Below are 22,946 nucleotides of genomic sequence, written 5' to 3'. Positions count from 1 at the left end.
GGAGCCTCAGCGGGCGCGGCGGTCAGGCGCCGACGTAGTCGGCGAGGTGTTCGCCGGTGAGCGTGGACCGGGCGGCGACGAGATCGGCCGGGGTGCCCTCGTAGACGAGCCGGCCGCCGTCGTGGCCGGCTCCCGGGCCGAGGTCGATGATCCAGTCGGCGTGCGCCATGACGGCCTGGTGGTGCTCGATCACGATGACCGACTTGCCGGCGTCGACGAGCCGGTCGAGCAGGCCGAGTAGTTGGGCGACGTCGGCCAGGTGCAGGCCGGTGGTCGGTTCGTCGAGGACGTACACGCCGCCCTTGTCCCCCATCCGGGTGGCGAGCTTGAGGCGCTGCCGTTCGCCGCCGGACAGGGTGGTGAGGGGCTGGCCGAGCGTGAGGTAGCCGAGGCCGACGTCGGCGAGCCGGTCGAGGACGGTGTGGGCGGCGGGGGTGCGGGCCTCGCCGTCGCTGAAGAACGTCTCGGCCTCGTCGACGGACATGGCGAGGACCTCGCTGATGTCGCGGCCGCCGAGGTGGTAGTCGAGGACGGCGGGCTGGAACCGTTTGCCCTCGCAGTCCTCGCAGGTGCTGGCGACGCCGGCCATCATGCCGAGGTCGGTGTAGATGACACCGGCGCCGTTGCAGGTGGGGCAGGCGCCTTCGGAGTTGGCGCTGAACAGGGCGGGTTTGACGCCGTTGGCCTTGGCGAAGGCCTTGCGGATGGGGTCGAGCAGGCCGGTGTAGGTGGCCGGGTTGCTGCGGCGGGAGCCGCGGATCGCGGTCTGGTCGATGCTGACGACGTCCTCACGCTTGGCCAGGGAGCCGTGGATGAGGCTGCTCTTGCCGGAGCCGGCGACGCCGGTGACCACGACCAGGACGCCGAGGGGGATGTCGACGTCGACGTCGCGCAGGTTGTGGGTGCGGGCGCCGCGGATCGGCAGGGCGCCGGTGGGCGTACGTAGCTTGTCCTTGCAGGTGGCGCGGTCGTCGAGGTGGCGGCCGGTGGTGGTGCCGCTGTCGCGCAGGCCGGCGACTGTGCCCTCGTAGCAGATGGTGCCGCCGGCGGTGCCGGCGCCGGGGCCGAGGTCGACGACGTGGTCGGCGATGGCGATGGTTTCGGGTTTGTGTTCGACGACCAGGACGGTGTTGCCCTTGTCGCGCAGTTGTAGCAGGAGGTTGTTCATGCGGGCGATGTCGTGCGGGTGCAGGCCGATGGTGGGTTCGTCGAAGATGTATGTGACGTCGGTGAGGGACGAGCCGAGGTGGCGGATCATCTTGGTGCGCTGTGCCTCGCCGCCGGAGAGGGTGCCGGCGGGGCGGTCGAGGCTGAGGTAGCCGAGGCCGATCTCGACGAACGAGTCGAGGGTGTCCCCCAGCGCGGTGAGCAGCGGGCCGACGGAGGGTTCGCGCAGGTCGCGTACCCAGGTGGCGAGGTCGCTGATCTGCATGGCGCACGCGTCGGCGATGTTGATGCCCTTGATCTTCGAGGAGCGGGCTTCGGGTGCCAGCCGGGTGCCGTCGCAGTCGGGGCAGGTGGTGAACGTGACGGCGCGTTCGACGAAGGCGCGGATGTGCGGCTGCATGGCGTCGACGTCCTTGGCGAGCATCGACTTGCTGATGGCCGGGACGAGGCCGGTGTAGGTGACGTTGATGCCGTCGACCTTGATCTTGGTGGGCTCCTTGTGGAGCAGGTCGTCCAGTTCCCGCTTGGTGTAGTCGCGGATGGGCTTGTCGGGGTCGAACAGGCCGCTGGAGCGGAAGATGCGGCCGTACCAGCCGTCCATGCTGTAGCCGGGGATGGTGATGGCGCCCTCGTTGAGGGACAGTTTCTCGTCGTAGAGGACGGTCAGGTCGAAGTCGGTGACGGCGCCGCGGCCCTCGCAGCGGGGACACATGCCGCCGAGGCGGTTGAAGGTGCCCTTCTTGGTCTGGGTCTTGCCGGGGCCGCGGTCGACGGTGACGGCGCCGGCGGCGCGTACGGAGGGGACGTTGAACGAGTAGGCGTTGGGCGGGCCGATGTGGGGGTCGCCGAGGCGGCTGAACAGGATGCGCAGCATCGCGTTGACGTCGGTGGCGGTGCCGACGGTGGAGCGGGGGTCGGCGCCCATGCGTTCCTGGTCGACGATGATGGCGGTGGTGAGGCCTTCGAGGACGTCGACCTCGGGGCGGGACAGGGTGGGCATGAAGCCCTGGACGAAGGCGCTGTACGTCTCGTTGATGAGGCGCTGGGACTCGGCGGCGATGGTGCCGAAGACCAGTGAGCTCTTGCCGGAGCCGGACACGCCGGTGAAGACGGTGAGCCGGCGTTTGGGTATCTCGACGTCGACGTTGCGCAGGTTGTTCTCGCGGGCGCCGTGGACGCGGATGATGTCGTGGCTGTCGGCGTGGTGCAGGCCGGTGGTGGCCTTGCTCATGGTGTCTCCGTCCGGTGTTGCGGTGTCAGTCGAGCCAGCGGCCGTCGCGCTTCAGGGTGCGGCCGGGCAGTTCGTCGGCTTCACGCCAGGCCTGGATGCGGCGTGGTGTGATGCGGTGCCAACGGTAGGGCGTGATCAGGGTACGGGGGTCGAAGCCGGTTCGGGTGCCGAAGCGGTCCCCGTGTTCGGTGGGCAGGGCGTCGACGGCGAGGGTTTCCACGTCGCCGTCGATCATCGTGACGTCGCGGGTGGGGCCGAGACCGACGCGGGCGCGGCGGCGGCGAGGTTGCGGCCCGTCGGGGCCGGCGGTGGCGACCCCGCAGTCGACGTCGTGGTCGAGGCGGTGGGCGGTGTCGTCGCGGCGCCGGGCGCGGGTGCGTCGCTCACGGAGTGGGCCTCAGCGCCGCTCGTTGATGCGGATGAGGTTGCCGGTGGGGTCGCGGAAGGCGCAGTCGCGTACGCCGTAGGGCTGTTCGGTGGGTTCCTGGACGACGTCGGCGCCGCCGGCCTGAAGGCGGTCGAACAGGCCGTCGAGGTCGTCGGTGGCGAGGGTGAGCGCGCCGTAGCTGCCCTTGGCGATCAGTTCGAGGATGGTGCGGCGTTCGTCGTCGGTGATGCCGGGGTCGGCGGCCGGCGGGTGCAGGACGATGCCGGTCTCGGGCTGGTTCGGCGGGCCGACGGTGAGCCAGCGCATGTCCTGGTAGCCGACGTCGTTGCGCAGTTCGAAGCCGAGGGTGTCGCGGTAGAAGGCGAGGGCGGCGTCGGCGTCGGTGTGGGGCAGGAACGCGTAGTGGATGGTGATCGTCATGGTGGTCACGGTAGTGGTGGCCGGCCGGTGCGGGCTTCTCGATTCCTGATCGGCCGGGTGGCCTGTTTGGTCAGGCACGGGGGTGGTTCGGCGGTGTCGGGGGCGTGGCGGGCGCGGTAGGCGCCGGGTGGTTCGCCGACGAGTTCGGTGAACCGGGTGGTGAAGGTGCCCAGGGACTGGCAGCCGACGGCGAAGCAGACGTCGGTGACGTTGAGGTCGCCGCGGCGCAGCAGGGCCATGGCGCGTTCGATGCGGCGGGTCATGAGGTACGCGTACGGGGATTCGCCGTAGGTCTGGCGGAACTGGCGGCTGAGGTGCCCGGCGGACATGTGCTCGCCGCGGGCGAGGGCTTCGACGTCGAGGGGTTCGGCGTATTCGCGGTCGATGCGGTCGCGGACGCGGCGCAGGCGGGTGAGGTCGCGCAGCCGCTGGGCGAATGCGGGGTCGTCGGTGGCCGGGTGCGGTGGCACGTCCGCATCCTGCCTGCTCGGCGGCGGTGTCGTCCACCAGTGTGGGCGGCGGGTCGTCGCCGGGTGCACCGGCCGTGCCCGGTGCACCCGGGGCGTGGGTCAGCGCAGCCGGCGGGCGGTGAAGCGGGTGGGCGGGTCGGCGATGGCGTCCTGGGTGGCGACGAGTTGCAGTTCGCGGGTGCCGGCTTCGAGGGTCGCCTCGAGTACCGCGTAGATCGAGTTGGTGGTGCGTTCCAGCGCGGTCCGCGGTGAGCCGGTGGTGGTGAGGTGGGCGAGGTAGAGGGCGGCGGTGACGTCGCCGCCGCCGTTGGGGGCGATCGGCAGCAGCGGCGTGGTGACGGCCCAGGCGCCGTCGTCGGAGACGGCGACGACTTCCAGGTGACCGGCGGGCAGGTCGCCGTGCAGGACGCTGGTGACCAGGACGTGCCGGGGGCCGGTGGCGCGGACGGCGTCGACGGCGGCGAGCAGGTCGTCGAGGGTGCCGGTGGTGCGGCCGGCGAGGAACTCCAGCTCGAACTGGTTGGGGGTCACGATGTCGGCGCGCGGGACGACGGTGTCGCGCAGGTATTCGGGGATGCCGGGGCGGACGAACATGCCGCGGCCGACGTCGCCCATGACCGGGTCGCAGCAGTAGACGGCGGCCGGGTTGGCGGCCTTGACGCGGGCGACGGCGTCGAGGATGACGGCGCCGACGGCGGGGTCGCCCTGGTAGCCGGAGAGGACGGCGTCGGCGGTGCCGAGCACGCCGCGGTCGGAGATCCCGGCGATGACGTCGGCGACGTCGGTGGGGGCGAGCAGGGGGCCGCGCCAGGCGCCGTAGCCGGTGTGGTTGGAGAAGTGCACGGTCAGCACCGGCCAGACCTCGTGCCGGAGGCGTTGCAGCGGGAACACGGCGGCGGAGTTGCCGACGTGGCCGTAGGCGACCGACGACTGGATGGACAGGATCTTCACCCGGTCATCGTCGCATCTCCGGCCGCGGATGACTGCCGGTGGTGGGGCGATGACCGGGTCGGGACGGCGGTGACCGTTCGGCTCACGCTTTCGACCTTCCCCGTCTCCACGTTGATCAAGTGGTTCCCGGACCGGCCTCAGTAGGAGACGCGACGCGGCAGCCCGGGGGCGGAGATCCCCCGGGCCGCCGCCGGGTCAGAGGCCGCCGCCGACGCGCAGGACCGCGCCCGTGGTGTACGAGGCGTCCGGGCCGAGCAGGTACGCGATCGCGCCGGCGACCTCCTCGGGTTCCCCGGCGCGGCCCATCGGGATCCGGCCGGCGGCGGTGTCGGGACGGTCGGGCACGCCGGAGCGGGCGTGGATGGTGGTGCGGATGATCCCGGGGGCGACGGCGTTGACGCGGACACCGTGCGGCGCGAGTTCCTTGGCCAGCCCGACGGTGAGGGCGTCGGTGGCGGCCTTGACCGCGGCGTAGTGGATGTACTCGCCGGGTGAGCCGAGCGTCGCGGCCACGGAGGAGACGTTGACGATGGCGCCGCCGCGGGTGAGCCGCCGGGCCGCCTGCTGGGCGCACAGGACGTACCCGATGAGGTTGACGTCGACGACCTCGCGCAGGTCGTCGACGCGCAGGTCGGTGAACGGGCCGATCGGGCTGGTGACGCCGGCGTTGTTGACCAGGCCGGTGAGCGGGCCGAGCCGGTCGGCGGCGTCGAAGATGCGGCGTACCCCGTCGGGGTCGCATGTGTCGGCGGCGACGGTGACCGCGCGGCGGCCGGCGGCGCGCACGTCGGCGGCCACCGCCTCGGCGGCGGTGTGGTCGGCGCGGTATCCGATGACCAGATCGTGACCCTCGGCGGCGAGGCGGCGGGCGGTGGCCGCGCCGATGCCGCGCCCACCCCCGGTGATGATGGTGACGGAGGTCAATGCCCTTCTCCCCTGCCTGGCGGTGGGGGCGACGTTACCGTGGGCGGGACCATCCGGGGTGGAGAGGACTGTCACATGGGGCGCGCGTTGGTGCTGGGTGGCAGCGGGGTGACCGGGGTGCCGCTCAGGCGCCGTCGGTGAGGCGGGCGAGCCGCCGGTTGAGGTAGCGCTGTTCGGGCCGGCTGCCGGTGAGCCGGGCGGCCAGCCGGTAGTGCTCGGCGGCGGCCTGCGTGTCGCCGTGGAGTTCGAGCAGGTGGGCGCGCACGGCGTGCAGCCGGTGGTGACCGTGCGTCGTGCGGCGGTGCCTCCCCGCCGCTCGCCCGGTACGACGGAGCGGGATCGCCGATGTCTACATATCCTCACGTCATGAGTGACGCGGTGGGTGTCGGTGACCTGGTCGAGGATTTCACGCTGCCGGACGAGACGGGCACGCCACGGCGGCTGTCGGAGTTCCTGGCCGCCGGTCCGGTGGTGCTGTTCTTCTACCCGGCGGCGATGACGCGGGGCTGCACCGCGCAGAGCTGCCACTTCCGGGACCTGGCGGCGGAGTTCGCGGCGGTGGGCGCGTCCCGGGTGGGGATCAGCCGGGATCCGGTGCAGCGGCAGGCGGAGTTCTCCCGCCGGCACGGGTTCGACTACCCGCTGCTGTCCGACGTCGACGGCGAGGTGGCGCGGGCGTTCGGGGTGCGGCGGCGGCTGCCGCTGGGCGCGCTGAGCACCCGGCGGATGACGTTCGTGATCGGTACCGACCGGCGGGTCCTCGCCGTGGTGCACAACGAGCTGAACATGAACGAGCACGCCGACGCGGCGCTGCGGGCCCTCGGGGGCTGATCATCGCGGTGTCGCAGCCGGCTGATATCAAGGCTGCGTCAAACAGGTGTACGGAAGAGGGCGTGATGGCGGGTCAGGGTTTGTCCACTGACGAGGTTCAGGGAATTCGGGAGGCCCTTGCGGCGGGCCGCAAGCCCCGGGTGGTGTTCACCGAGGCGGCCGGGCAGATGGCCGGGCAGCTCGGGCAGGTGGTGGAGCTGACCGACCCGGCGGCGTCGGAGGAGTTCGTGGTGGTGCGGTTCGGCCGCGACGAGCTGCCGTTCTCCCCCGCCGACGTGGCGATCGCCCCCAGGGGCGCGGGGCGGCGTCCGGCCGCCGAGGCGAAGCCGGAACCGGAGCAGCCGCCGGCCGCGCCGGAGCCGGCGTTCGTGCTGGACACGCCGCGGGTGCCGGCGCCGCGACGGGAGGAGCCGAGGGCCGAGCAGCCGGCGGCGGAGCCGAAGCCGGCGAAGCGGGCGGTGAAGGCCGCGAAGCCGAAGACCCCGCCGGGGCTCACCGTGACGCTGGCCTACGCCGAGGGCGAGTGGACGGTCGCCGCGCAGCAGGGCACGAAGGCGCTGGCCCGGCCGTACGTGGTGAAGCCCGCCGAGGCGCTGCGGATGGTGGCGCTGGTGGACGTGCCCGGCGTGCAGGAGGCGGTGGAGCAGATCCTGGCCGCCGAGCGGGCCGAGGCCGAGCAGCAGGCGGAGAAGCTGCGCGCCGAGCTGGCCGAGATCGAGGCGCGGCTGGCGGAGCTGCGCGAGGCGCGCTGACCCCGGAACGCCCCGCGGGGCCGGTGCGACCCCCTCGCACCGGCCCCGCGCCCCTGCGCCCACAGGTCCATCAGTGTTGCGGGATGTTCTGTACCCCGATCCGGCGGCGGAACACCCAGTAGGTCCAACCCTGGTAGGCCAGCACGATCGGCGTGAACACCACCGCCACCCAGGTCATGATCTTCAAGGTGTACGGGGTGGACGCGGCGTTGGTGGCGGTGAGCGTGCCCGCCGCGTCGAGGGTGGACGGCATCACGTTCGGGAACAGCGCCGCGAACAGGGTCGCCACGGCCAGCGCGATCGCCACGGCGGTGCCGGTGAACGCCCAGCCCTCCCGGCGTACCCTGGCCGCGGCCAGACCGCCGAGCAGGGCGAGGGCGGCGCCGACGGCGAGCACGACGGCGGCGGCGCTGGAGCGGATGGTCAGCGACCAGCTCAGGAACGCCACGGCGGCCACGGCGGTGCCGACGCCGAGCTTGACGGCGAGGGCGCCGGCGCGCTCCCGGATGTCACCGGTGGTCTTGAGGGCCAGGAACACCGCGCCGTGGGTGAGGAACAGCCCCAGCGTGGTCAGGCCGCCGAGCAGCGCGTACGGGTGGAGCAGGTCGAGCAGGCCGCCGACGTACTCGTGGTCGGCGGAAAGCGGCACACCGCGGAAGATGTTGGCGAACGCCACGCCCCACAGCACGGCAGGGATCGCCGAGCCCCAGAAGATGGCCTGGTCCCAGCGGCCCTTCCAGGACGCCTCGGGCCGCTTGTGGCGGTACTCGAAGGCGACGCCGCGGGCGATCAGAGCCAGCAGGATGAGCAGCAGCGGCAGGTAGAAGCCGGAGAACAGGGTGGCGTACCACTCGGGGAAGGCGGCGAACATGGCCCCGCCGGCGGTGATCAGCCACACCTCGTTGCCGTCCCAGACCGGGCCGATGGTGTTGATCAGGACGCGGCGCTGCCGGTCGTCGCGGCCGAGCACCGGCAGCAGCATCCCGACGCCGAAGTCGAAGCCTTCGAGGATGAAGTAGCCGGTGAAGAGCACTGCTACGAGAAGAAACCAGACGGTAGTCAGTTCCACGGTTGGGCTCCGGGGTGTCAGTAGGCGAACGCCAGCGGGCGCTCGGCGTCGTCGGTGTCGTCGTCGGTCTGCGGGGTGACGTCCGGTACGCCGGCGCGGGCGTAGCGGACCAGCAGTTTGAACTCGACCACCGCGAGGACGGCGTAGATGAGGGTGAACGCGGTGAAGGAGGTGAGCACCTCGGTCAGGGAGACGCTGCGGGACACGCCGTCGCGGGTGAGCATCTCGCCGAACACGATCCACGGCTGGCGGCCCATCTCGGTGAAGATCCAGCCGAAGGAGTTGGCCAGCAGCGGCAGCACGGGCATGACCAGGCCGGCGCGCAGCAGCCACTTGCTGGTGGGGGTGCGGCCCTTGCGCTGGCTCCACAGCACCAGCAGCGCGATCGCGGCGGCGGCCAACCCGAAGCCGATCATGAAGCGGAAGCTCCAGTAGGTGACCGGGATGATCGGGGCGTAGTTGCCGGGGCCGTACTGGCTGGCGTACTGGGCCTGGAGGTCGTTGATGCCCTGCACGGTGCCGTTGGGGTCGCCGGTGCCGAGGAACGACAGCAGGTACGGGATCTTGACGGCGAACAGCTCGCGGCTGCCGTCGAGGCTGCCGACGGTGAGCACGGAGAACGAGGCGGGGCTCTCGGTGGTGTAGAGGCCCTCGGCGGCGGCCATCTTCATCGGCTGCACCTCGGTCATGATCTTGCCCTGGATATCGCCGGTGAGGATGACCAGTGCCGAGGAGACCAGGACCGTCCAGGAGCCGAGCTTGGTGGCGAAGCGGTACGCGCCGGTGTCGGCGCTGTCGCGGTTGCGCATCACGTGCCACAGGCCGACGGTGACCATCAGCGAGCCGGCGACCAGGAACGCGCCGGCCAGGGTGTGCGGGAAGGTGACCAGGGCGACCTTGTTGGTGAGCACGGCGACGAAGTCGGTCAGCTCGGCGCGGCCGCTGTCCGGGTTGATCCGGAAGCCGACCGGGTTCTGCATGAACGAGTTCGCGGCGAGGATGAAGTACGCCGACAGGTTGGTGCCGATCGCGGCGGCCCAGATCGCGGCCAGGTGCAGACGCTTGGGCAGCCGGTCCCAGCCGAAGATCCACAGGCCGATGAACGTGGATTCGAGGAAGAACGCCACCAGGGCCTCGATGGCCAGCGGAGCGCCGAAGATGTCGCCGACGAAGCGGGAGTAGTCGCTCCAGTTCATGCCGAACTGGAACTCCTGCACGATGCCGGTGACCACACCCATCGCGAAGTTGATCAGGAAGAGCTTGCCGTAGAACTTGGTGAGTTTGAGGTACCGCTCGTTGCCGGTGCGGTGCCACATGGTCTGGAGGATGGCCACCAGCACGGACAGGCCGATGGTCAACGGCACGAACAAGAAGTGGTAGACGGTGGTGACACCGAACTGCCAGCGGGCGACGTCCAACGCGTCCACCTGAAACCCCCAGCTGAGCATACTACGAGACGTAGTAGATACTACTCGCTGTCGTAGCGAAAGCGGCAGGGCCGCAGGGCCCGACCCGGCCCGGGACCAATGACTCTGATCACCCTTGCCGGAGGACCCGCGGTCCCCGGGATGCGCTGTGCCCGTCGTCCCCGCAGCGGCTGAGGCCGCTGCGGGGACGTGGTGATGACCGTGCGCACGCACAGCCGGCTCGGGAAACCCCTGTCAGGCTGGCGATCTTGACCCCTCGGCCCGGTCTTCGACCCGCGCGACGCGACGCAGGCCCACGGCCGCCGCCAGTACGCTCAGGGCCATGAAGGCTGCGGCGACGGCGTAGCTGCCGCCGACCGCTCCGGCAAGCTGAGTCTCGAGCTCGGCGCGGGCGGGTGGATCGAGGGCGAGCATCGCAGCGAGCCCGCCGCTGTCGGTGGTGCCCAGTTCGGTCACCCGGGTGGACACCAGAACCGTGAGAGTGGTGGCGACGAGGGCAACGCCGACAGCGCTGGCGATCTGCTGGACGAGCGCGAGCAGTGTCGTACCGCGGGGGGTGTCCTCGTGTTCCAGGTCGCGCACGGCCACGGTCATGGCCGGCATCAGGGTGGCGCCGGAACCAACACCGAGAACGGCCGCCGCGGCTGCGATCATCGGGTATGACGCGCCGCTCGTCGTGGTGATCAGCAGTGCGATGCTGCCGAGCAGGCCCAGTGTCACGCCGGTGAACACGATGCGTGCTGGTGGTACGCGGTCCACCAGTCGGGTGGCGATCTGAAGAGTCGCTCCGACGGCGAGGGCCATCGGGATGGTGATGGTGCCGGCGAGGGTGGCGGGGTCGCCGCGGACGCCTTGGACGTAGATCGGCAGGATCGACATCGCTCCGAAGTAGGCGGCGCCGAAACACACCAGCACGGCCAGGCCACCGGCGAGGGGTCGGTGGCGCAGCAACCGCAGGTGGACCAGTGGGGCATCGATCCGCAGTGCGCGGACGACGAACGAGGCAAGGAGCAGCACGCTCGCGCCGAGCGCGGCAGCCGCCTCGATGGTCATCTCGCCGGTCTCCCCGATGAGGGTGCACCCCAGCACGAGCAGCACGGCGCCGCCGCATACCTGAGCCAGGCCGGTCCAGTCCATCCGCGTGGTCGACGCGGGGTCGGCGGGTTGGCGTGGCAGCAGTCGCGCGCACAGCAGCACGGCGGCGGCGCCGATCGGCACGTTGAGGAGGAAGATCCAGCGCCAGGAGGCGGCGTCGACAAGCCAGCCGGCAAGAGGCGGGCCGAGGACGGGGCCAATGATCAGGGGCAGGCCCAGCAGGCTCATCAATCGGCCGCGGGCCTCGCGGGACACGGAACGTAGACCGATGGCCTGGCCCACGGGGTTGAGCAGACCACCGCCGAGGCCCTGCAGGATTCGGAACGCGGTGAGCGACCCGGCGTCCCATGCCAGACCGGCCAGACCCGAGGAAAGGGTGAAGATCACCAGTGCGGCCACGTACACGCGGCGGGCGCCGTAGCGGTTCGCCGCCCAGCCGGCGAGTGGGGTAACCGCGACGACGCCGAGCAGGTAGCCGCTGGTCACCCACTGCACCGCAGGCAGGGTCGAGTCGAGGTCGGCGACGATCGCGGGTACCGCGACCAGGGTGACGGTGGTGTCGACGATGACCATCAGCCCACCGAGGGCGAGCACCAGGCCGATGACACGTGCGCGAGCATCCATGGCGGGTCCGGCCGGCGCTCAGCGCTGGAACGGGCGGTCGCGGCGGGCGACGTGCAGCGTCGTCGCCCACCAGGTCAGTTCGCGCAACGCCTCGTCGAGGGCCTCGCCCGTGCCGGGCGGTGGAGTGAAACCGTCGTCGCCGATGTCGTTCCACGGCGCGCGTAGCCCGACGACACGGCGGGTGGTCACCACGTGCAGCTCGGCGAAGACGCCGCGCAGGTGCTCGGCGGCCAGCAAGCCGCCCTGCACCCCGTACGACAGCACGGTGGCCGCCTTGAACATCCACTCGCCGTAGTGCCAGTCGATCGCCCGCTTCAAGCAGGCCGGGTAGCTGTGGTTGTACTCGGGGGTGACGATGACGTACCCGTCGGCTCGATCGATGTGGTCGGCGATCGCCGAGCGGGGGCCGCCGCCAGGCTCCAGGTGCTCGTCGTCGGGCAGCTCGCACTCGGCCAGGTCGACCAGGTCGACGTCGGCGATGTCGGCCGCCTTGCCGGCGGCCCAGTCCGCGAGTACGCGGCTCAGCCGTTCCTTACGGACGCTGGCGGCGATGACGGCCAGGCGTAGCGGCGGCTGGTCCAATCGGTCGGCCGTCGACAACGCGGTCTCGGGCGAAGGGCTGTAAGGGGACGTCGGATCGGTCATGCCGGCCATGCTCGGCCTTCAACTTATGTTGAAGTCAAGCCGCTGGGTGGGGCACCATGGTCGAGTGAGCATCGCAGCGCAGATCCCTGCCCGCTTCACCCTCACGGTCAAGGACGTCGCGACCGAGGCCGGGGTGGCGCCCTCCGCCGTGCGCTTCTATGAGCAGCACGGGCTGATCACCGCCCACCGCACCGCAGGCGACCAGCGGCGCTTCGACGACAGCGCCGCCTGCCGTATCAAGGTCGCCAAGGTCGCCCAGCGCGTCGGACTCACCGTCCGAGAAATCGCCGACGTCTTCGTCACGCTCCCTGACGACCCCGAGCCACAGGATTGGCAACGTGTCGCCGCTGTGCTCATCGACGAAGCCGAGGCGCGCACCGCGGCACTTCAGGCATACCTCGGTGAGATGCTCTCCGGCGGTCGACTGTGCGAGATCGACGACCGCATCGAGGTGCCCAACCAGGGGCGCGGGTAGAAAGCTGTGGCGATCTCGGCCATGGTGAACTGACGGGAGTCGTACATCCGTTGCGCCTTGCCGATCAGGGCCGGGGTCATCTTCGGCTTACGGCCGCCACGGAGGCCGCGGGCGCGAGCGGCGGACAGCCCGGCCACTGCCCGTTCCTTGATCAGGGCGGCTTCGTACTCGGCGATGCCGGTCGATCTTCCAGATGATCAGGGTGTCGCCGGTGCGTAGATCGGCGAGGCAGGCGAATGTGAGAGCTGGGCGGAGCGGTGAGACCCGCAAGATCATTCTCGGCGCCGACCGCTGTACCGCTCTTCCTCCACCCCGGGATCACCGTGCCGGGTGCCGGGATCGGCCCGGCGCGTGCGACCATCCAGCACTGATGAACAGCACCCCCTGGCGCGCGCCGCTGCTGTGGCGGGGCGCGCAGACGCTCGCCCGCGCCGTCGTCGGGCTGGTCGGCCGGCTGGAGGTCACCGGCGACGTGCCCGACGCGCTGCGCCACGGCCCGCTCGTCCTGGCCGCCAACCACATCAGCCCGTTCGACCCGGTGGTGCTGGCCGCCGCCTGCCGGGTCCGGCGCGTCGCGCCCCGGATCATGGCCACCGGCGGGCTGTTCCGCGCCCCGGTGATCGGGGCGCTCATGCGCCGTGCCGGGCACATCCGCGTCGACCGGGGCACCGCCGCGGTGCACCGCTCGCTGGAGGTCGCCGCCCAGGCCGTGGCCGGCGGGTCGGTGGTGCTGGTCTACCCCGAGGGACGCATCGGGCTCGACCCGGGCATGTGGCCCGAGCGCGGCAAGACCGGCGCTGCCCGGCTCGCCTTCACCGCCGGCGCCGCCGTCGTACCGGTGGCCCAGTGGGGCTCGCACGAGGTGATGCCCTACCGGGCGCCCAAGGGGATGCTGCGCGCGGTGGCCCGGGCGGTCGTCCGCCGGCCCGCCATCCGGGTGCACTTCGGCGCCCCGGTGCCGCTGGACGACCTACGGCCGGACTACCCCGGCGCGGCCCGGCAGGCCACCGACCGGATCATCGACGCGATCACCGACGACCTGGTGCTGCTGCGTCCCGACGAGCCCGACCGGCCCCGGCACGTCGACCCCGGCCGCCCGGTGGACGGCAGCCGCGCGCACCGCCGCCGCACCTGAGGCATTCCGGCCGCGACGGCGGGTATCAGATGACGCTTACCGCGTACGTCGAGAGGACCGTCATGACCGCTGTTCGAGCACTCGTTCTCAACTGCACCCTGAAACGCTCCCCGGCGACGTCCAGCTCACACGTGCTCGGTCAGGAGGTGCTCGACGCGCTGGCCGATCAGGGCGTCGACGGCGAGATCGTCCGGGTGGTCGACCACGACGTGCGCTTCGGGGTGTCCGTCGACGAGGGCGACGGCGACGGCTGGCCCGCCATCCGCGCCAAGCTGCTCGCCGCCCAGATCCTGATCATCGCCACCCCGATCTGGCTCGGTCAGCCCTCGTCGGTGACGAAGATGGTCCTCGAACGGTTGGACGCCGAGCTGTCCGAGACCGACGACCAGGGCCGGCTGCTCACCTACGGCAAGGTCGGCGGGGTGGCAGTGGTCGGCAACGAGGACGGCGCGCACCACACCATCGCCGAGGTGCAGCAGGCGCTCAACGAGGTGGGCTTCACCTGCCCGGCCGCCGGGGCGACCTACTGGGTCGGGGAGGCGCTGCACAAGACCGACTACGTCGACGCCCGCCCCAAACCCGACACCACCGGCCGCGCCACCGCCGCGCTGGCGCTCAACAGCGCCCACCTGGCCCGGCTGCTCGCGGAGCAGCCCTACCCGCCGCCCGGAACCCGGGACGCGGCCGCCGGACCCAGCACACAGCCAGGCTGACCCCCGCCGATCTTGCAGTTGGTGCCCGGGCAAACCCGGCCAACCGCCCCCGACGAGGGCCGCGAGTGCACCATCGGCGAGGCGAGGACGACGTCGGGCTGGGTCAGGCGGTGGCGCGCAGGCGGGCGTCGAGCGCGGCCAGGTCCGGCACGAACCACACCTGGTCGTGCCGGTTGGACTCGGCCACCAGCGCGCGCAGCGCGCCACTGCGGTCCAGGTGCGCGGAGATGTCGCCGACTATCGCCAGGCGCAGCCGGTAGTTGACGAACTTCTGCATCACCTCGCCCGCGAAACGGGTGCCGAGCGTGAAGAAGCCGGGATCGAGGCGGGTGGCCGGCACCGCGACCACCGTCGCACCGAGGAACGCGGCGCCGATCAGGTCCAGCGCGTCGCCCTCGGTGGCGATCGGTGGACCGTCCGGGTCGCAGACCAGCACCGCCACGCCGGCCCGGTCCTGCATCACGTCAGCCACGGCCGCCGCCGAGTAGGCCGTTGTCGCCGCCCAGCACCCCGTCCACCAGGCGAAGCAGGTCGGCGGTGGCGGTGAGGTCGCCCAGGATCATGATGGTCATGCGTTGCCGCTCCTCGTCGTGGACCGTCTGCACCCGCAGCGGACGGTCCGGGTCGTGGTGGGTGTTCACGCCGGCCAGCACCAGCGTCGCGAGCCGGTCGGCGGCGGCCCGGTCGACGCCGTCGAGCCGCAGGACGCTCGACACCTCCGCCGCCGGTCCGGCGGCGGAGACGGCCGGCCGGCCGGTCAGCGCGTCCAGGTCCGCACGCGCGATCCGGTACTGCTTGCCGATCCGGGTGGCCCGAAGCCGCCCGGACCGGATGTAGCCGCGCACGGTGCGCACGTGCAGCCCGAGCAGGTCAGCAACCTGCTCGACCGAATACATGTCGTTACTCATCGCACCCTATCCTAGTCCCGATAGGGAGCGATAGGTAATTTCATCGCCCGGCCATGTGCCCGCCACCCAGGCCGGGCATACTGCCCGCGTGCAGCCCCGTCCCGGCTACCTCGACGCGCCCGCGCCGCTGGCGTTCGCCCACCGCGGCGGCGCGGCCGACGGCGACGAGAACACCGCCGCCGCGTTCGCCCGTGCCGTCGCCCTGGGCTACCGGTACGTGGAGACCGACGTGCACGCCACCGCCGACGGCGTACCGGTGGTCTTCCACGACCCGACGCTGCGCCGCGTCACCGGCGAGCCGGGCCGCATCGCCGACCTGCGCTGGGCCGATCTGTCCTCGGTACGCGTCGGCGGGGCCGCCCTGGTGCCCCGCCTGGACGAGGTGCTCGGCGCGTGGCCGCAGGTGCGGTTCAACATCGACGTCAAGTCCGACGGCGGCGTGGCGCCCACTGTCGCCACCGTCTCCCGGGCCGGCGCGGGCGATCGGGTGCTGCTCGCCTCGTTCAGCGACGCCCGGCTGGCCCGGCTGCGGGCGCTGGCCGGCCCGGAGGTCGCCACCAGCATCGGTATGCGCGGCGTGGCGCGGCTGCGGCTGGCCTCGCTGCACGGGCGGCCCGTGCGGCTGCCCCCGTCAGTGGTCGCCGCCCAGGTGCCGGTCTCCTTCGGCCGGGTGCCGGTGGTCGACGGGCGGTTCCTCGCGTACTGCCACCGGATCGGGTTGCAGGTGCACGTCTGGACGATCGACGATCCCGCCCAGATGCACCACTTACTTGATCTTGGGGTGGATGGCATCATGACCGATCACGTCAGCGTGCTCCGTGACGTCTACCGCAGTCGCGGCCACTGGGCCGCCTGAGCCCCCGAGGACGACCCCCGATGGCCGATACGGTCACCCCCGCCGTCGCCGACCCCACCGGACCGGGCAGCACCCGCCGCGAGCGCACCGGCTGGTACTTCTACGACTGGGCGAACTCGGCGTTCCAGACCACAGTCATCACGGTCTTCCTCGGGCCGTTCCTGACCACCGTCGCCGAACTCGCCGCCGGCTGCGAGCTGGGCGCGGACAGCTGCGACGGTGCGGTGTACCCGCTGGGCATCAAGGTCGCCGCCGGGTCGTTCTACCCGTACCTGATCTCGCTGTCGGTGTTCCTCACCGTGTTCGTGCTGCCCGTGGTCGGCGCGATCGCCGACCGGTCGGCGCACAAGAAGCGCCTGCTCGCCGCCGCGGCGTTCACCGGCGCCGGCGCGACCATCGCGTTCGCCTTCGTCACCGGCGAACGCTACCTGCTCGGCGGCGCGCTGTTCCTGATCGCGAACATCTCCTTCGGGGCCGCCGTGGTCGTCTACAACTCGTTCCTGCCGCAACTCGGCGGCCCGGACGAACGCGACGGCATCTCCAGCCGCGGCTGGGCCATCGGCTACCTCGGCGGCGGGCTGCTGCTCGCGCTGAACCTGGTCGCGGTCACCATGCTCAGCGAGGAGGGTAACGCCCAGCGCACGCTGGACCTGGCCCGCTGGTCGATCGTGTCGGCCGGCGTGTGGTGGGCCGCGTTCACCCTGGTCCCGCTGCGCTGGCTGCGCGAACACCCCACCGCCGCGGCCCTGCAGGCGGGCGGCAACGTGCTCACCGACGGCTTCCGGCAGCTCGGGCGCACCCTGCGGGAACTCAAGACGTACCCGCTGACGCTGTTCTTCCTGCTCGCGTTCCTGGTCTTCAACGACGGCATCCAGACCGTCATCACCCTTGCCAGCCAGTACGGCACCGAGGAACTGCGGCTTGGCCAGAGCACGCTGATCGTGACCATCCTGCTGGTGCAGTTCCTCGCCTTCGGCGGCGCGCTCGCCCTCGGCGCGCTCGCGAGGCGCATCGGCGCCTGGAAGACCGTGCTGCTGTCGCTTGTGCTCTGGACCGGTGTGATCATCGCCGCGTTCCAGCTGCCCGCCGAAGCGCCCGTACCGTTCATGATCCTCGGCGGCTGCATCGGCCTGGTGCTCGGCGGCAGCCAGGCGCTGAGCCGGTCGCTGTTCAGCCAGCTCATCCCGGCCGGCAAGGAGGGCGAGTACTACGGCTTCTACGAGATCAGCGACAAGGGCACCAGCTGGCTCGGCCCGCTGGCGTTCGGCCTGGTGTTCCAGCTGACCTCGTCGTACCGGGTGGGCCTGGTGTCGCTGCTGATCTTCTTCGTGGTCGGCTTCGTGCTGCTGGCCGCCGTGCCGATGCGCCGGGCCATCATCGCCGCCGGCAACACCCCGCCCCGGGTGCTCTGACCCGCGCTGCGCCCCGGCCTGCGGATCATCGCGGGCCGGATCAGGGGATGTCGATGGACTAGGCTGCCCCGACGTGACCGACGACGCCGCCCCGACCTGCCTGGCCCGCCCTCTGCCGGGGCCCGGCGACGACCGAGCCACCGGCTGCGCCGCCGCCCGCGGCGTCGACGGACGGCCGCTGCACGCCGCCGCGCTGAAGTTCTTCTGGGGGCCGATGGACTGCGGCAAGTCCACCATGGCGTTGCAGATGAACCACAACCACGCCCGGCAGGGCCGCCGTGGCCTGGTCACCACCCGCATCGACCGCTCGCTGGGCCCACAGGTCACCACCCGCATCGGCCTGGCCCACGAGGCCGTCGAGGTCACCGACGACCTCGACCTGCGCGTCCTGGTCCGCGACGCGTGGGCCGAGGGGGTACGCGTGGACTACCTGATCTGCGACGAGGCCTCGTTCTACAACCTCGAACACATCGAGCAGATGGCCGAGCTGGTCGACCGGTTCGACGTCGACGTGTACGCCTTCGGCCTGGCCACCGACTTCCGGTCCTGCCTGTTCCCGGCCGCGCAGCGGCTGTTCGAACTGGCCGACGAGGTGGCCCGGATCCAGGTCGAGGTGCTGTGCTGGTGCGGCCGGGAAGGGCTGCTCAACGCACGCGTGGTCGGCGGCCGGGTGGTCCGCGAGGGCGCGCAGGTCGTCATCGGCGACACCGTGGACACCGCCGACGTGCGCTACCAGGTGCTGTGCCGGCGCCACTACCGCGCGGGCGACCTCGGCCCGCGCGCCTGAGCGTCAGAACGGATCCCCGCACACCCGCCAGCCGCCGCCCTCCGGCACCACCGGCAACTCGCGTTCCTCGCTGCCGCCGCCGTCGCGGTTGATCCGCACGATCACCGTCCCGGTCGGCTTGCCGGATCGGGTCGTCACCGACACGTCGACGATCTCGTAGCCGCTGACCTGCGGCGGAGTCCGCACCCAGCTCCCGAAACCGGTGCGGCTCCACTTCTCGCGGGCGTCGGCGCACAGCCGCTCGTACGCCGCGTCGGTGTCACCGGCCGCGACGTCGCGGAAGAACCCGTCGGCGGTCTCCCGCACCGGCCCGTCGGCCTGGAACACCACCTGCGCGTTCCAGGCCGCCAGCCCGGCCACCCCGATCAGGCAGGTGCCCACGCCGAGACCGGCGATCAGCACACCCGCGCGTAGCGGGCGGCGACGCCGGGCCGTGTGGTGCCAATCCCGCTGCCTGCCCATCACCGTCGACGGTAGGCAACCGGACGGTGACGCGCAGCCGGTTGCGACGCGCGCTCGTACCGGACAGCGAACGGCGGGGCATCGGCGGCAGACTGTCCGCATGACAGCTCACGCCGACATCGCCATGATCAGTATCGACAGCTCCGACCCGGCCGCGCACGCCACCTTCTACGCCAAGGCGCTGGGCTGGGAGATAACCCACAGCGAGGCCGAGTACGCCATGATCGTCAAGGACGGCCCGGCGATCGGGTTCGGCCTCGTGCCCGGCTACACGCCGCCGGCGTGGCCGGACGAGAGCGGCGACAAGCGCTACCACCTGGATCTCTACGTCGACGACGTGGCGGCCGCGGAGAAGGACCTGGTGGCGGCCGGCGCGATCCGGCCCGAGTTCCAGCCCGGCGGCGAGCGGTGGACCGTGCTGATCGATCCGGTCGGGCAGCCGTTCTGCCTCTGCCCGCGCCCCCAGGGCTGACCGGTCCGCGATGCGGGCCGCGGAGCACCGCGGCCCGCATCGCGGCCGCCGGCGGCGGGTCAACCGCGGCGGCGGGCCCGGGCCGCCCAGATCGCGTACGCCGGGTCGCGGTCCAGGTTGTGCCGGTCCCGGTCGTAGCGGCGGGTGGTACGCGGATCGGCGTGCCCCATCGCGTCCTGCACGTCCTCCAGCGGCACCCCCTCGGAGCGCGCCGTGGTGGCGAACGCGTGCCGCAGCGAGTGCGGCGACAGCTTCGCCCAGGCGGCGATCCCGGCCTGCTGCGCGAGGCGCCGCACCAGCCGGAACACGGCGTGCCGGTCCATCCGGCCGCCGGTCGTGGTGACCAGCAGCGGACCGGTCAGCTCCGGCACCGTGACACCCTGCGCGGCGGCCCGTGCGGCGAGGTAGGCGTCGACCGCGTACGCGGTGCCCGGGGTGAGCGCACGCCGGCGTACCTTGCCGCCCTTGCCGACGAAGCGGACGCTGCGGTGACCGCGCTCCGTGCCCAGGTCGGACACGTCCAGCGCGACCAGTTCCCCGACCCGCAGCCCCAGGTCGGCCAGCAGCGCGACAGCGGCCCGGTTGCGGGCGGCGGCCGGTCCGGTGTCTGCCTCGGCGGCGGCGATCAGCGCGTCGACCTCGTCGGGGGTCAGGCCGACGGTGGCGGAGTGGTCCCGGTCGACGCGCGGCCGGTCCGCAGCCGACACCGGGTTGGCGGGCACCGCGCCCAGCTTGACGAGGAAGTCGTACCAGCTCGACAGCGCGGACAGGCGGCGGGCGACGGTCGCCGGGGTGAGCGGGCGGCCGGCGCGGCCGCGCGGTGTGCACTCCAGTTCACGGCCGTAGGCGTTGACGTCGAGGAAGGTGGCCCGCAGCGGGTCGACGGCCTGCTCGGCGCACCAGGTCAGCCAGCCGGTGACGTCGCGGCGGTACGCGTCGCGGGTGTGCTCGGACAGCCGCCGGTTGCGCAGCCACGCCTCGGTGACGTCGGCCGGGCCGGCGGGCAGGGCGGCGGGGCGGGCGCGCGGCAGCACCTCGGAGCGAAGCATGTGAGAAAGGCTCTCAGCCGGCGGGCGGTTTGGCGATGAGGCGCGCTGACCCACCGGCACGACGGCGGGGTCGGCCGGTGGGCCGGCCTCCCCCGCGCGTCGGCGTGACCTGCTCAGGCGGTGGTGAGCTGACGGTGGCCGTTGCTCTCGGCGGGCGTGCTCACCGCGATGCGGCGCGGCTTGGCGCGCTCGGCGATCGGGATGCGCAGCGTCAGCACCCCGTTGTCGTAGCCGGCCTCCAGCCGGTCGGTGTCGAGCGTGTCGCCCAGGAACAGCTGCCGGGTGAACGTGCCCATCGGACGCTCGGCGGCGACCAGCTCGACGTTCTCGCCGGTGGGGCGGCGACGCTCGGCACGGACGGTCAGCACGTTGCGCTCGACCGTGCAGTCGATGCTGTCCGGGTCCACACCGGGCAGGTCGAACGCCGCGTAGAAGTGGTCACCGTCGCGGTACGCGTCGAGGTGCATCACGGCGGGCCGGGCGGTGGTGCCGAAGAACTGCTCGGCGATCCGGTCGATCTCGCGGAACGGGTCGGTACGCATCAACATGGTTCCTGCCTCCTCGGCTCTCCTGACCCAAGGTCTCGAGTTGAGTCCGTGTGACTCAAGTTCCTGGTTCTGTTTTAGCGCGCCTGCGCCGCGTCGTCAACTCGTCCCGCGAGTGCTTTCTCGAACCAGTGCTGCGCGTACGGGCCGCTGTTGAAGGCGGGGATCTCCCGGTAGCCGTGCCGGGCGTACAGGGCGCGCGCCTCGACCAGGTCGGAGCGGGTGTCCAGCCGGATCCGGGTCGCTCCGCCGCCGGCCGCGTACGCCTCGACCGCGGCGATCAGCGCCGCCCCGCCCCCCGCGCCCCGGTGCTCCGGGCGCACGTACACCCGGGTCAGCTCGGCCCAGCCCGACTGCCACCGCAGTCCGGCACACCCGGCGAGCCGGCCGCCGCGGCAGGCCACCACCAGCAGCCCGGTGGGCGGGGCCAGGTCGTCACTCGGGTCCTCGGCCAGCGCGGCGTCCGGCTCGTCCGGGCGCACGACCCGCGTGCTCCAGCCGGTCATGGCCCGGTCCGCCAGTAGACGCCCTGCTCGCGGGTGAGCAGCATGTCGTCGATCAGGTACCGGCGCAGCGACACATGGTCGGCCTCGCTCACAGCCGCCGGTGCATGACGTGCAGCCCCACCCGGCCCCGCGTCGGGTGGGCGAACGCCTCCGGCACGGTGCCGATCACGGTGAAGCCGAGCCGCCGGTACAGCGCCACGGCCGCCGTGTTGGTCTCCACCACAGCGTTGAACTGCATCGCGGCGAAACCCTGCCGGCGCGCCCAGTCCAGCGCCTCCTCGCACAGCGCCCGGCCGACACCCCGGCCGCGGGCGTTCGCCGCGACCATGAAACTCGCCGTCGCCACGTGCGAACCCGGCCCGGGCCGGTTCGGGCCCATCTTCGCGGTGCCGCGCACCGCGCCGTCGTGGTCCACCGCGACCGAGGTACGCCCCGGCGGTTGCTCCACCCACACCTCCCGCACCGTCTCCGGCGGCCAGTCCGGGTCGTACGCGAATGTGTCGGCGGCGCCGACGACGTCGGCGAGGATCGGCCGGACCTGGTCCCAGTCGGCGTGGGTGTAGTCACGGATCAGCATCGACGCGCATGCTAGCCGCCGCCCCGGCCGTCCGGCCACCCGTTTCCGTCCGCCCGGCCGAGCGCGACTGGGCGGTGGTGCTGACCGGACCGGCTGCGCGCCTGGTACACCGAGGTCACCGAGGCGGGTCGGGTCGACCAGCGGGTCGACAACGACGAGAACGGCGAGCCGATCTTCGTCGCCCGGGGCCTGCGGTGTCCGTGGTCACAGATCTGGGACACCGAGGTACGCCCGCTCCTGAGATACCTCACGCCATGCTCTGGGGAGTCAGCGGGCCGGTCTTCCTGCTCGACTACCTCGGCGCGGTCGCCGTGGCAGTGCTGCCTGGCGACAGCGCAGGGCGGCTGGTGGCTGACCGTGGTGCCGGAGACCGGCGCCGCGGCCCGCGCGCCGCTGACCAGACCTCCCATTTCGCGTCGATCACGAGGTTGACGTGTCCGGTGTCCGTTCTGCCCGGTGCAACTTCATGATCGACGGCTGGCCGAGCAGGCCCACCGGTTTCCTTGTCTTGGGGGCCGGGAAGGCTCGGGCATGGCCGAGACATTCGTGAGCGAAGACCTGAAGACACTGCAGGCGATTGCGCGCGGGGCCGGGATACAGGAGGTCGACCGCCTGTCGCCGGACCAGCTGGTCGAGGCGCTGCGCCGCGCCGGGGTGACCGACGGTACGCAGGACCAGTGGCCGCCCCAGCCGATCGAGGATCCGGCGCACCTGGCCGGGCTGCCCCGCAGCTCGCTGAAGCAGGGCGACGAGAGCACCGGCGGCCGGGCCGCCGAGGAGGCGATCGGCGCCATGCCCGGCGAGTCCGGCGCGGAGATCAACGACCGCACCCGACGCTGACCGTACGCAGAAAGGGGCCGCCCCCGGTACTCCCGGGGGCGGCCCACGCTCGACCGGACGCGGTCGGAGCATGCCGGCGGCGACCGCCGCCTCGCGGGCCCGGTGCCGCCGAAGTGAAGTGACGTGTGATGCAGCGGCGCCGGAAACGGGTTGAGAGCGGTTTCGGACTTCCCGTACGTTCCCTGCATCTGTCGTCGCAGCGAAGAAGGACGATT

Annotated in this window: 29 protein-coding genes; 10 read left to right on the top strand and 19 right to left on the bottom strand. The window is 72.0% G+C overall.

The genetic code is table 11. The features are described 5' to 3' along the window. Positions 1 to 22 precede the first annotated feature (22 nt). The 7 genes from GA0070215_RS07345 to GA0070215_RS27935 all read right to left on the bottom strand — a co-directional run bounded on the left by GA0070215_RS07345 (position 23) and on the right by GA0070215_RS27935 (position 5,816). Positions 23 to 2,398: an ATP-binding cassette domain-containing protein gene (locus GA0070215_RS07345; protein ID WP_091043204.1), complete on the bottom strand. Its 2,376-nt coding sequence runs from the start codon at positions 2,396 to 2,398 to the stop codon at positions 23 to 25. 25 nt (positions 2,399 to 2,423) lie between these two features. Beyond that, on the bottom strand, positions 2,424 to 2,633 hold the full coding sequence (locus GA0070215_RS28945) for a hypothetical protein (protein WP_244166905.1): 210 nt from the start codon (positions 2,631 to 2,633) through the stop codon (positions 2,424 to 2,426). A 162-nt stretch (positions 2,634 to 2,795) separates the two neighbouring features. Beyond that, entirely contained in the window at positions 2,796 to 3,206 is a 411-nt protein-coding gene (locus GA0070215_RS07335) for a VOC family protein (RefSeq protein ID WP_091043719.1), read from the bottom strand. A 5-nt stretch (positions 3,207 to 3,211) separates the two neighbouring features. Continuing rightward, positions 3,212 to 3,676, bottom strand: a complete 465-nt coding sequence (locus GA0070215_RS07330; RefSeq protein ID WP_018784316.1) for a helix-turn-helix transcriptional regulator — start codon at positions 3,674 to 3,676, stop codon at positions 3,212 to 3,214. A 99-nt stretch (positions 3,677 to 3,775) separates the two neighbouring features. Continuing rightward, positions 3,776 to 4,627, bottom strand: a complete 852-nt coding sequence (gene pdxY / locus GA0070215_RS07325; RefSeq protein WP_018784317.1) for a pyridoxal kinase PdxY — start codon at positions 4,625 to 4,627, stop codon at positions 3,776 to 3,778. A 195-nt stretch (positions 4,628 to 4,822) separates the two neighbouring features. Further along, positions 4,823 to 5,551, bottom strand: a complete 729-nt coding sequence (locus GA0070215_RS07320) for an SDR family NAD(P)-dependent oxidoreductase (protein WP_018784318.1) — start codon at positions 5,549 to 5,551, stop codon at positions 4,823 to 4,825. 124 nt (positions 5,552 to 5,675) lie between these two features. Continuing rightward, complete coding sequence (locus GA0070215_RS27935; RefSeq protein ID WP_018784319.1) at positions 5,676 to 5,816, bottom strand: hypothetical protein; 141 nt, start codon at positions 5,814 to 5,816, stop codon at positions 5,676 to 5,678. 101 nt (positions 5,817 to 5,917) lie between these two features. Here GA0070215_RS27935 and GA0070215_RS07315 point away from each other — a divergent pair, with 101 nt between their 5' ends. Both GA0070215_RS07315 and GA0070215_RS07310 read left to right on the top strand, forming a co-directional pair. After that, positions 5,918 to 6,382, top strand: a complete 465-nt coding sequence (locus GA0070215_RS07315) for a peroxiredoxin (RefSeq protein ID WP_279616542.1) — start codon at positions 5,918 to 5,920, stop codon at positions 6,380 to 6,382. A gap of 65 nt (positions 6,383 to 6,447) precedes the next feature. Beyond that, positions 6,448 to 7,134 (top strand): hypothetical protein, encoded by a 687-nt coding sequence (locus tag GA0070215_RS07310; protein WP_026267623.1) that lies wholly within the window; start codon positions 6,448 to 6,450, stop codon positions 7,132 to 7,134. A 70-nt stretch (positions 7,135 to 7,204) separates the two neighbouring features. On the opposite strand, the gene cydB is transcribed toward GA0070215_RS07310, so the two are convergent. From cydB to GA0070215_RS07290, 4 genes are all read right to left on the bottom strand, one after another. Then, entirely contained in the window at positions 7,205 to 8,203 is a 999-nt protein-coding gene (cydB, locus tag GA0070215_RS07305; RefSeq protein ID WP_091043195.1) for a cytochrome d ubiquinol oxidase subunit II, read from the bottom strand. Between the two features lie 17 nt (positions 8,204 to 8,220). Next, a complete protein-coding gene (locus GA0070215_RS07300) occupies positions 8,221 to 9,630 on the bottom strand; it encodes a cytochrome ubiquinol oxidase subunit I (protein ID WP_208600298.1) in 1,410 nt (469 codons plus the stop codon). 234 nt (positions 9,631 to 9,864) lie between these two features. Then, positions 9,865 to 11,349, bottom strand: coding sequence for a DHA2 family efflux MFS transporter permease subunit (locus GA0070215_RS07295; RefSeq protein WP_091043188.1), 1,485 nt, complete (start codon positions 11,347 to 11,349; stop codon positions 9,865 to 9,867). Positions 11,350 to 11,367: 18 nt separating this feature from the next. Continuing rightward, positions 11,368 to 11,994 (bottom strand): NADPH-dependent FMN reductase, encoded by a 627-nt coding sequence (locus GA0070215_RS07290; RefSeq protein WP_091043715.1) that lies wholly within the window; start codon positions 11,992 to 11,994, stop codon positions 11,368 to 11,370. A 64-nt stretch (positions 11,995 to 12,058) separates the two neighbouring features. Between GA0070215_RS07290 and GA0070215_RS07285 the strand changes: the two genes are divergently transcribed. From GA0070215_RS07285 to GA0070215_RS07270, 3 genes are all read left to right on the top strand, one after another. Then, positions 12,059 to 12,469, top strand: a complete 411-nt coding sequence (locus tag GA0070215_RS07285; protein WP_018784326.1) for a MerR family DNA-binding transcriptional regulator — start codon at positions 12,059 to 12,061, stop codon at positions 12,467 to 12,469. A gap of 370 nt (positions 12,470 to 12,839) precedes the next feature. Continuing rightward, positions 12,840 to 13,604, top strand: a complete 765-nt coding sequence (locus GA0070215_RS07275) for a lysophospholipid acyltransferase family protein (protein ID WP_091043184.1) — start codon at positions 12,840 to 12,842, stop codon at positions 13,602 to 13,604. Positions 13,605 to 13,666: 62 nt separating this feature from the next. Continuing rightward, entirely contained in the window at positions 13,667 to 14,317 is a 651-nt protein-coding gene (locus GA0070215_RS07270) for a flavodoxin family protein (RefSeq protein WP_026267627.1), read from the top strand. 103 nt (positions 14,318 to 14,420) lie between these two features. On the opposite strand, the gene GA0070215_RS07265 is transcribed toward GA0070215_RS07270, so the two are convergent. Both GA0070215_RS07265 and GA0070215_RS07260 read right to left on the bottom strand, forming a co-directional pair. Beyond that, positions 14,421 to 14,789, bottom strand: a complete 369-nt coding sequence (locus GA0070215_RS07265; protein WP_018784329.1) for a DUF4180 domain-containing protein — start codon at positions 14,787 to 14,789, stop codon at positions 14,421 to 14,423. Next, positions 14,782 to 15,225 (bottom strand): helix-turn-helix domain-containing protein, encoded by a 444-nt coding sequence (locus GA0070215_RS07260; protein WP_244166904.1) that lies wholly within the window; start codon positions 15,223 to 15,225, stop codon positions 14,782 to 14,784. The genes GA0070215_RS07265 and GA0070215_RS07260 overlap by 8 nt, the downstream gene beginning before the upstream one ends. 88 nt (positions 15,226 to 15,313) lie before the next feature. Between GA0070215_RS07260 and GA0070215_RS07255 the strand changes: the two genes are divergently transcribed. The 3 genes from GA0070215_RS07255 (at position 15,314) to GA0070215_RS07245 (ending at position 18,280) form a co-directional block, all read left to right on the top strand. After that, complete coding sequence (locus GA0070215_RS07255; RefSeq protein ID WP_018784331.1) at positions 15,314 to 16,081, top strand: glycerophosphodiester phosphodiesterase family protein; 768 nt, start codon at positions 15,314 to 15,316, stop codon at positions 16,079 to 16,081. A 20-nt stretch (positions 16,082 to 16,101) separates the two neighbouring features. After that, positions 16,102 to 17,493, top strand: coding sequence for an MFS transporter (locus GA0070215_RS07250; protein ID WP_018784332.1), 1,392 nt, complete (start codon positions 16,102 to 16,104; stop codon positions 17,491 to 17,493). A gap of 100 nt (positions 17,494 to 17,593) precedes the next feature. Continuing rightward, positions 17,594 to 18,280 (top strand): thymidine kinase, encoded by a 687-nt coding sequence (locus GA0070215_RS07245; protein ID WP_369752976.1) that lies wholly within the window; start codon positions 17,594 to 17,596, stop codon positions 18,278 to 18,280. A 3-nt stretch (positions 18,281 to 18,283) separates the two neighbouring features. On the opposite strand, the gene GA0070215_RS07240 is transcribed toward GA0070215_RS07245, so the two are convergent. After that, complete coding sequence (locus GA0070215_RS07240) at positions 18,284 to 18,742, bottom strand: Rv0361 family membrane protein (protein ID WP_026267628.1); 459 nt, start codon at positions 18,740 to 18,742, stop codon at positions 18,284 to 18,286. 100 nt (positions 18,743 to 18,842) lie between these two features. On the opposite strand from GA0070215_RS07240, the gene GA0070215_RS07235 reads away from it, so the two are divergent. Next, positions 18,843 to 19,214 (top strand): VOC family protein, encoded by a 372-nt coding sequence (locus tag GA0070215_RS07235; protein WP_018784335.1) that lies wholly within the window; start codon positions 18,843 to 18,845, stop codon positions 19,212 to 19,214. A gap of 59 nt (positions 19,215 to 19,273) precedes the next feature. On the opposite strand, the gene GA0070215_RS07230 is transcribed toward GA0070215_RS07235, so the two are convergent. The 5 genes from GA0070215_RS07230 to GA0070215_RS07210 all read right to left on the bottom strand — a co-directional run bounded on the left by GA0070215_RS07230 (position 19,274) and on the right by GA0070215_RS07210 (position 21,891). Continuing rightward, entirely contained in the window at positions 19,274 to 20,263 is a 990-nt protein-coding gene (locus GA0070215_RS07230; protein ID WP_091043178.1) for a tyrosine-type recombinase/integrase, read from the bottom strand. A 113-nt stretch (positions 20,264 to 20,376) separates the two neighbouring features. After that, a complete protein-coding gene (locus tag GA0070215_RS07225) occupies positions 20,377 to 20,811 on the bottom strand; it encodes an Hsp20/alpha crystallin family protein (protein WP_018784337.1) in 435 nt (144 codons plus the stop codon). Positions 20,812 to 20,885: 74 nt separating this feature from the next. Continuing rightward, entirely contained in the window at positions 20,886 to 21,314 is a 429-nt protein-coding gene (locus GA0070215_RS07220) for a GNAT family N-acetyltransferase (RefSeq protein WP_091043175.1), read from the bottom strand. Continuing rightward, positions 21,311 to 21,406: a DUF2087 domain-containing protein gene (locus GA0070215_RS07215; protein WP_091043172.1), complete on the bottom strand. Its 96-nt coding sequence runs from the start codon at positions 21,404 to 21,406 to the stop codon at positions 21,311 to 21,313. Before GA0070215_RS07215 ends, GA0070215_RS07220 begins: the two co-directional genes overlap by 4 nt. Beyond that, positions 21,403 to 21,891 (bottom strand): GNAT family N-acetyltransferase, encoded by a 489-nt coding sequence (locus GA0070215_RS07210; RefSeq protein ID WP_091043170.1) that lies wholly within the window; start codon positions 21,889 to 21,891, stop codon positions 21,403 to 21,405. Before GA0070215_RS07210 ends, GA0070215_RS07215 begins: the two co-directional genes overlap by 4 nt. A gap of 531 nt (positions 21,892 to 22,422) precedes the next feature. On the opposite strand from GA0070215_RS07210, the gene GA0070215_RS07200 reads away from it, so the two are divergent. After that, complete coding sequence (locus GA0070215_RS07200; RefSeq protein WP_018784341.1) at positions 22,423 to 22,731, top strand: hypothetical protein; 309 nt, start codon at positions 22,423 to 22,425, stop codon at positions 22,729 to 22,731. The last annotated feature ends 215 nt before the right edge of the window (positions 22,732 to 22,946 follow it).

It is taken from the genome of Micromonospora marina (genome assembly GCF_900091565.1).
Lineage (GTDB): Bacteria > Actinomycetota > Actinomycetes > Mycobacteriales > Micromonosporaceae > Micromonospora > Micromonospora marina.
The sequence above is the reverse complement of the archived record's forward strand: the minus strand, read 5'-3'. Positions and strand labels throughout refer to the sequence as shown.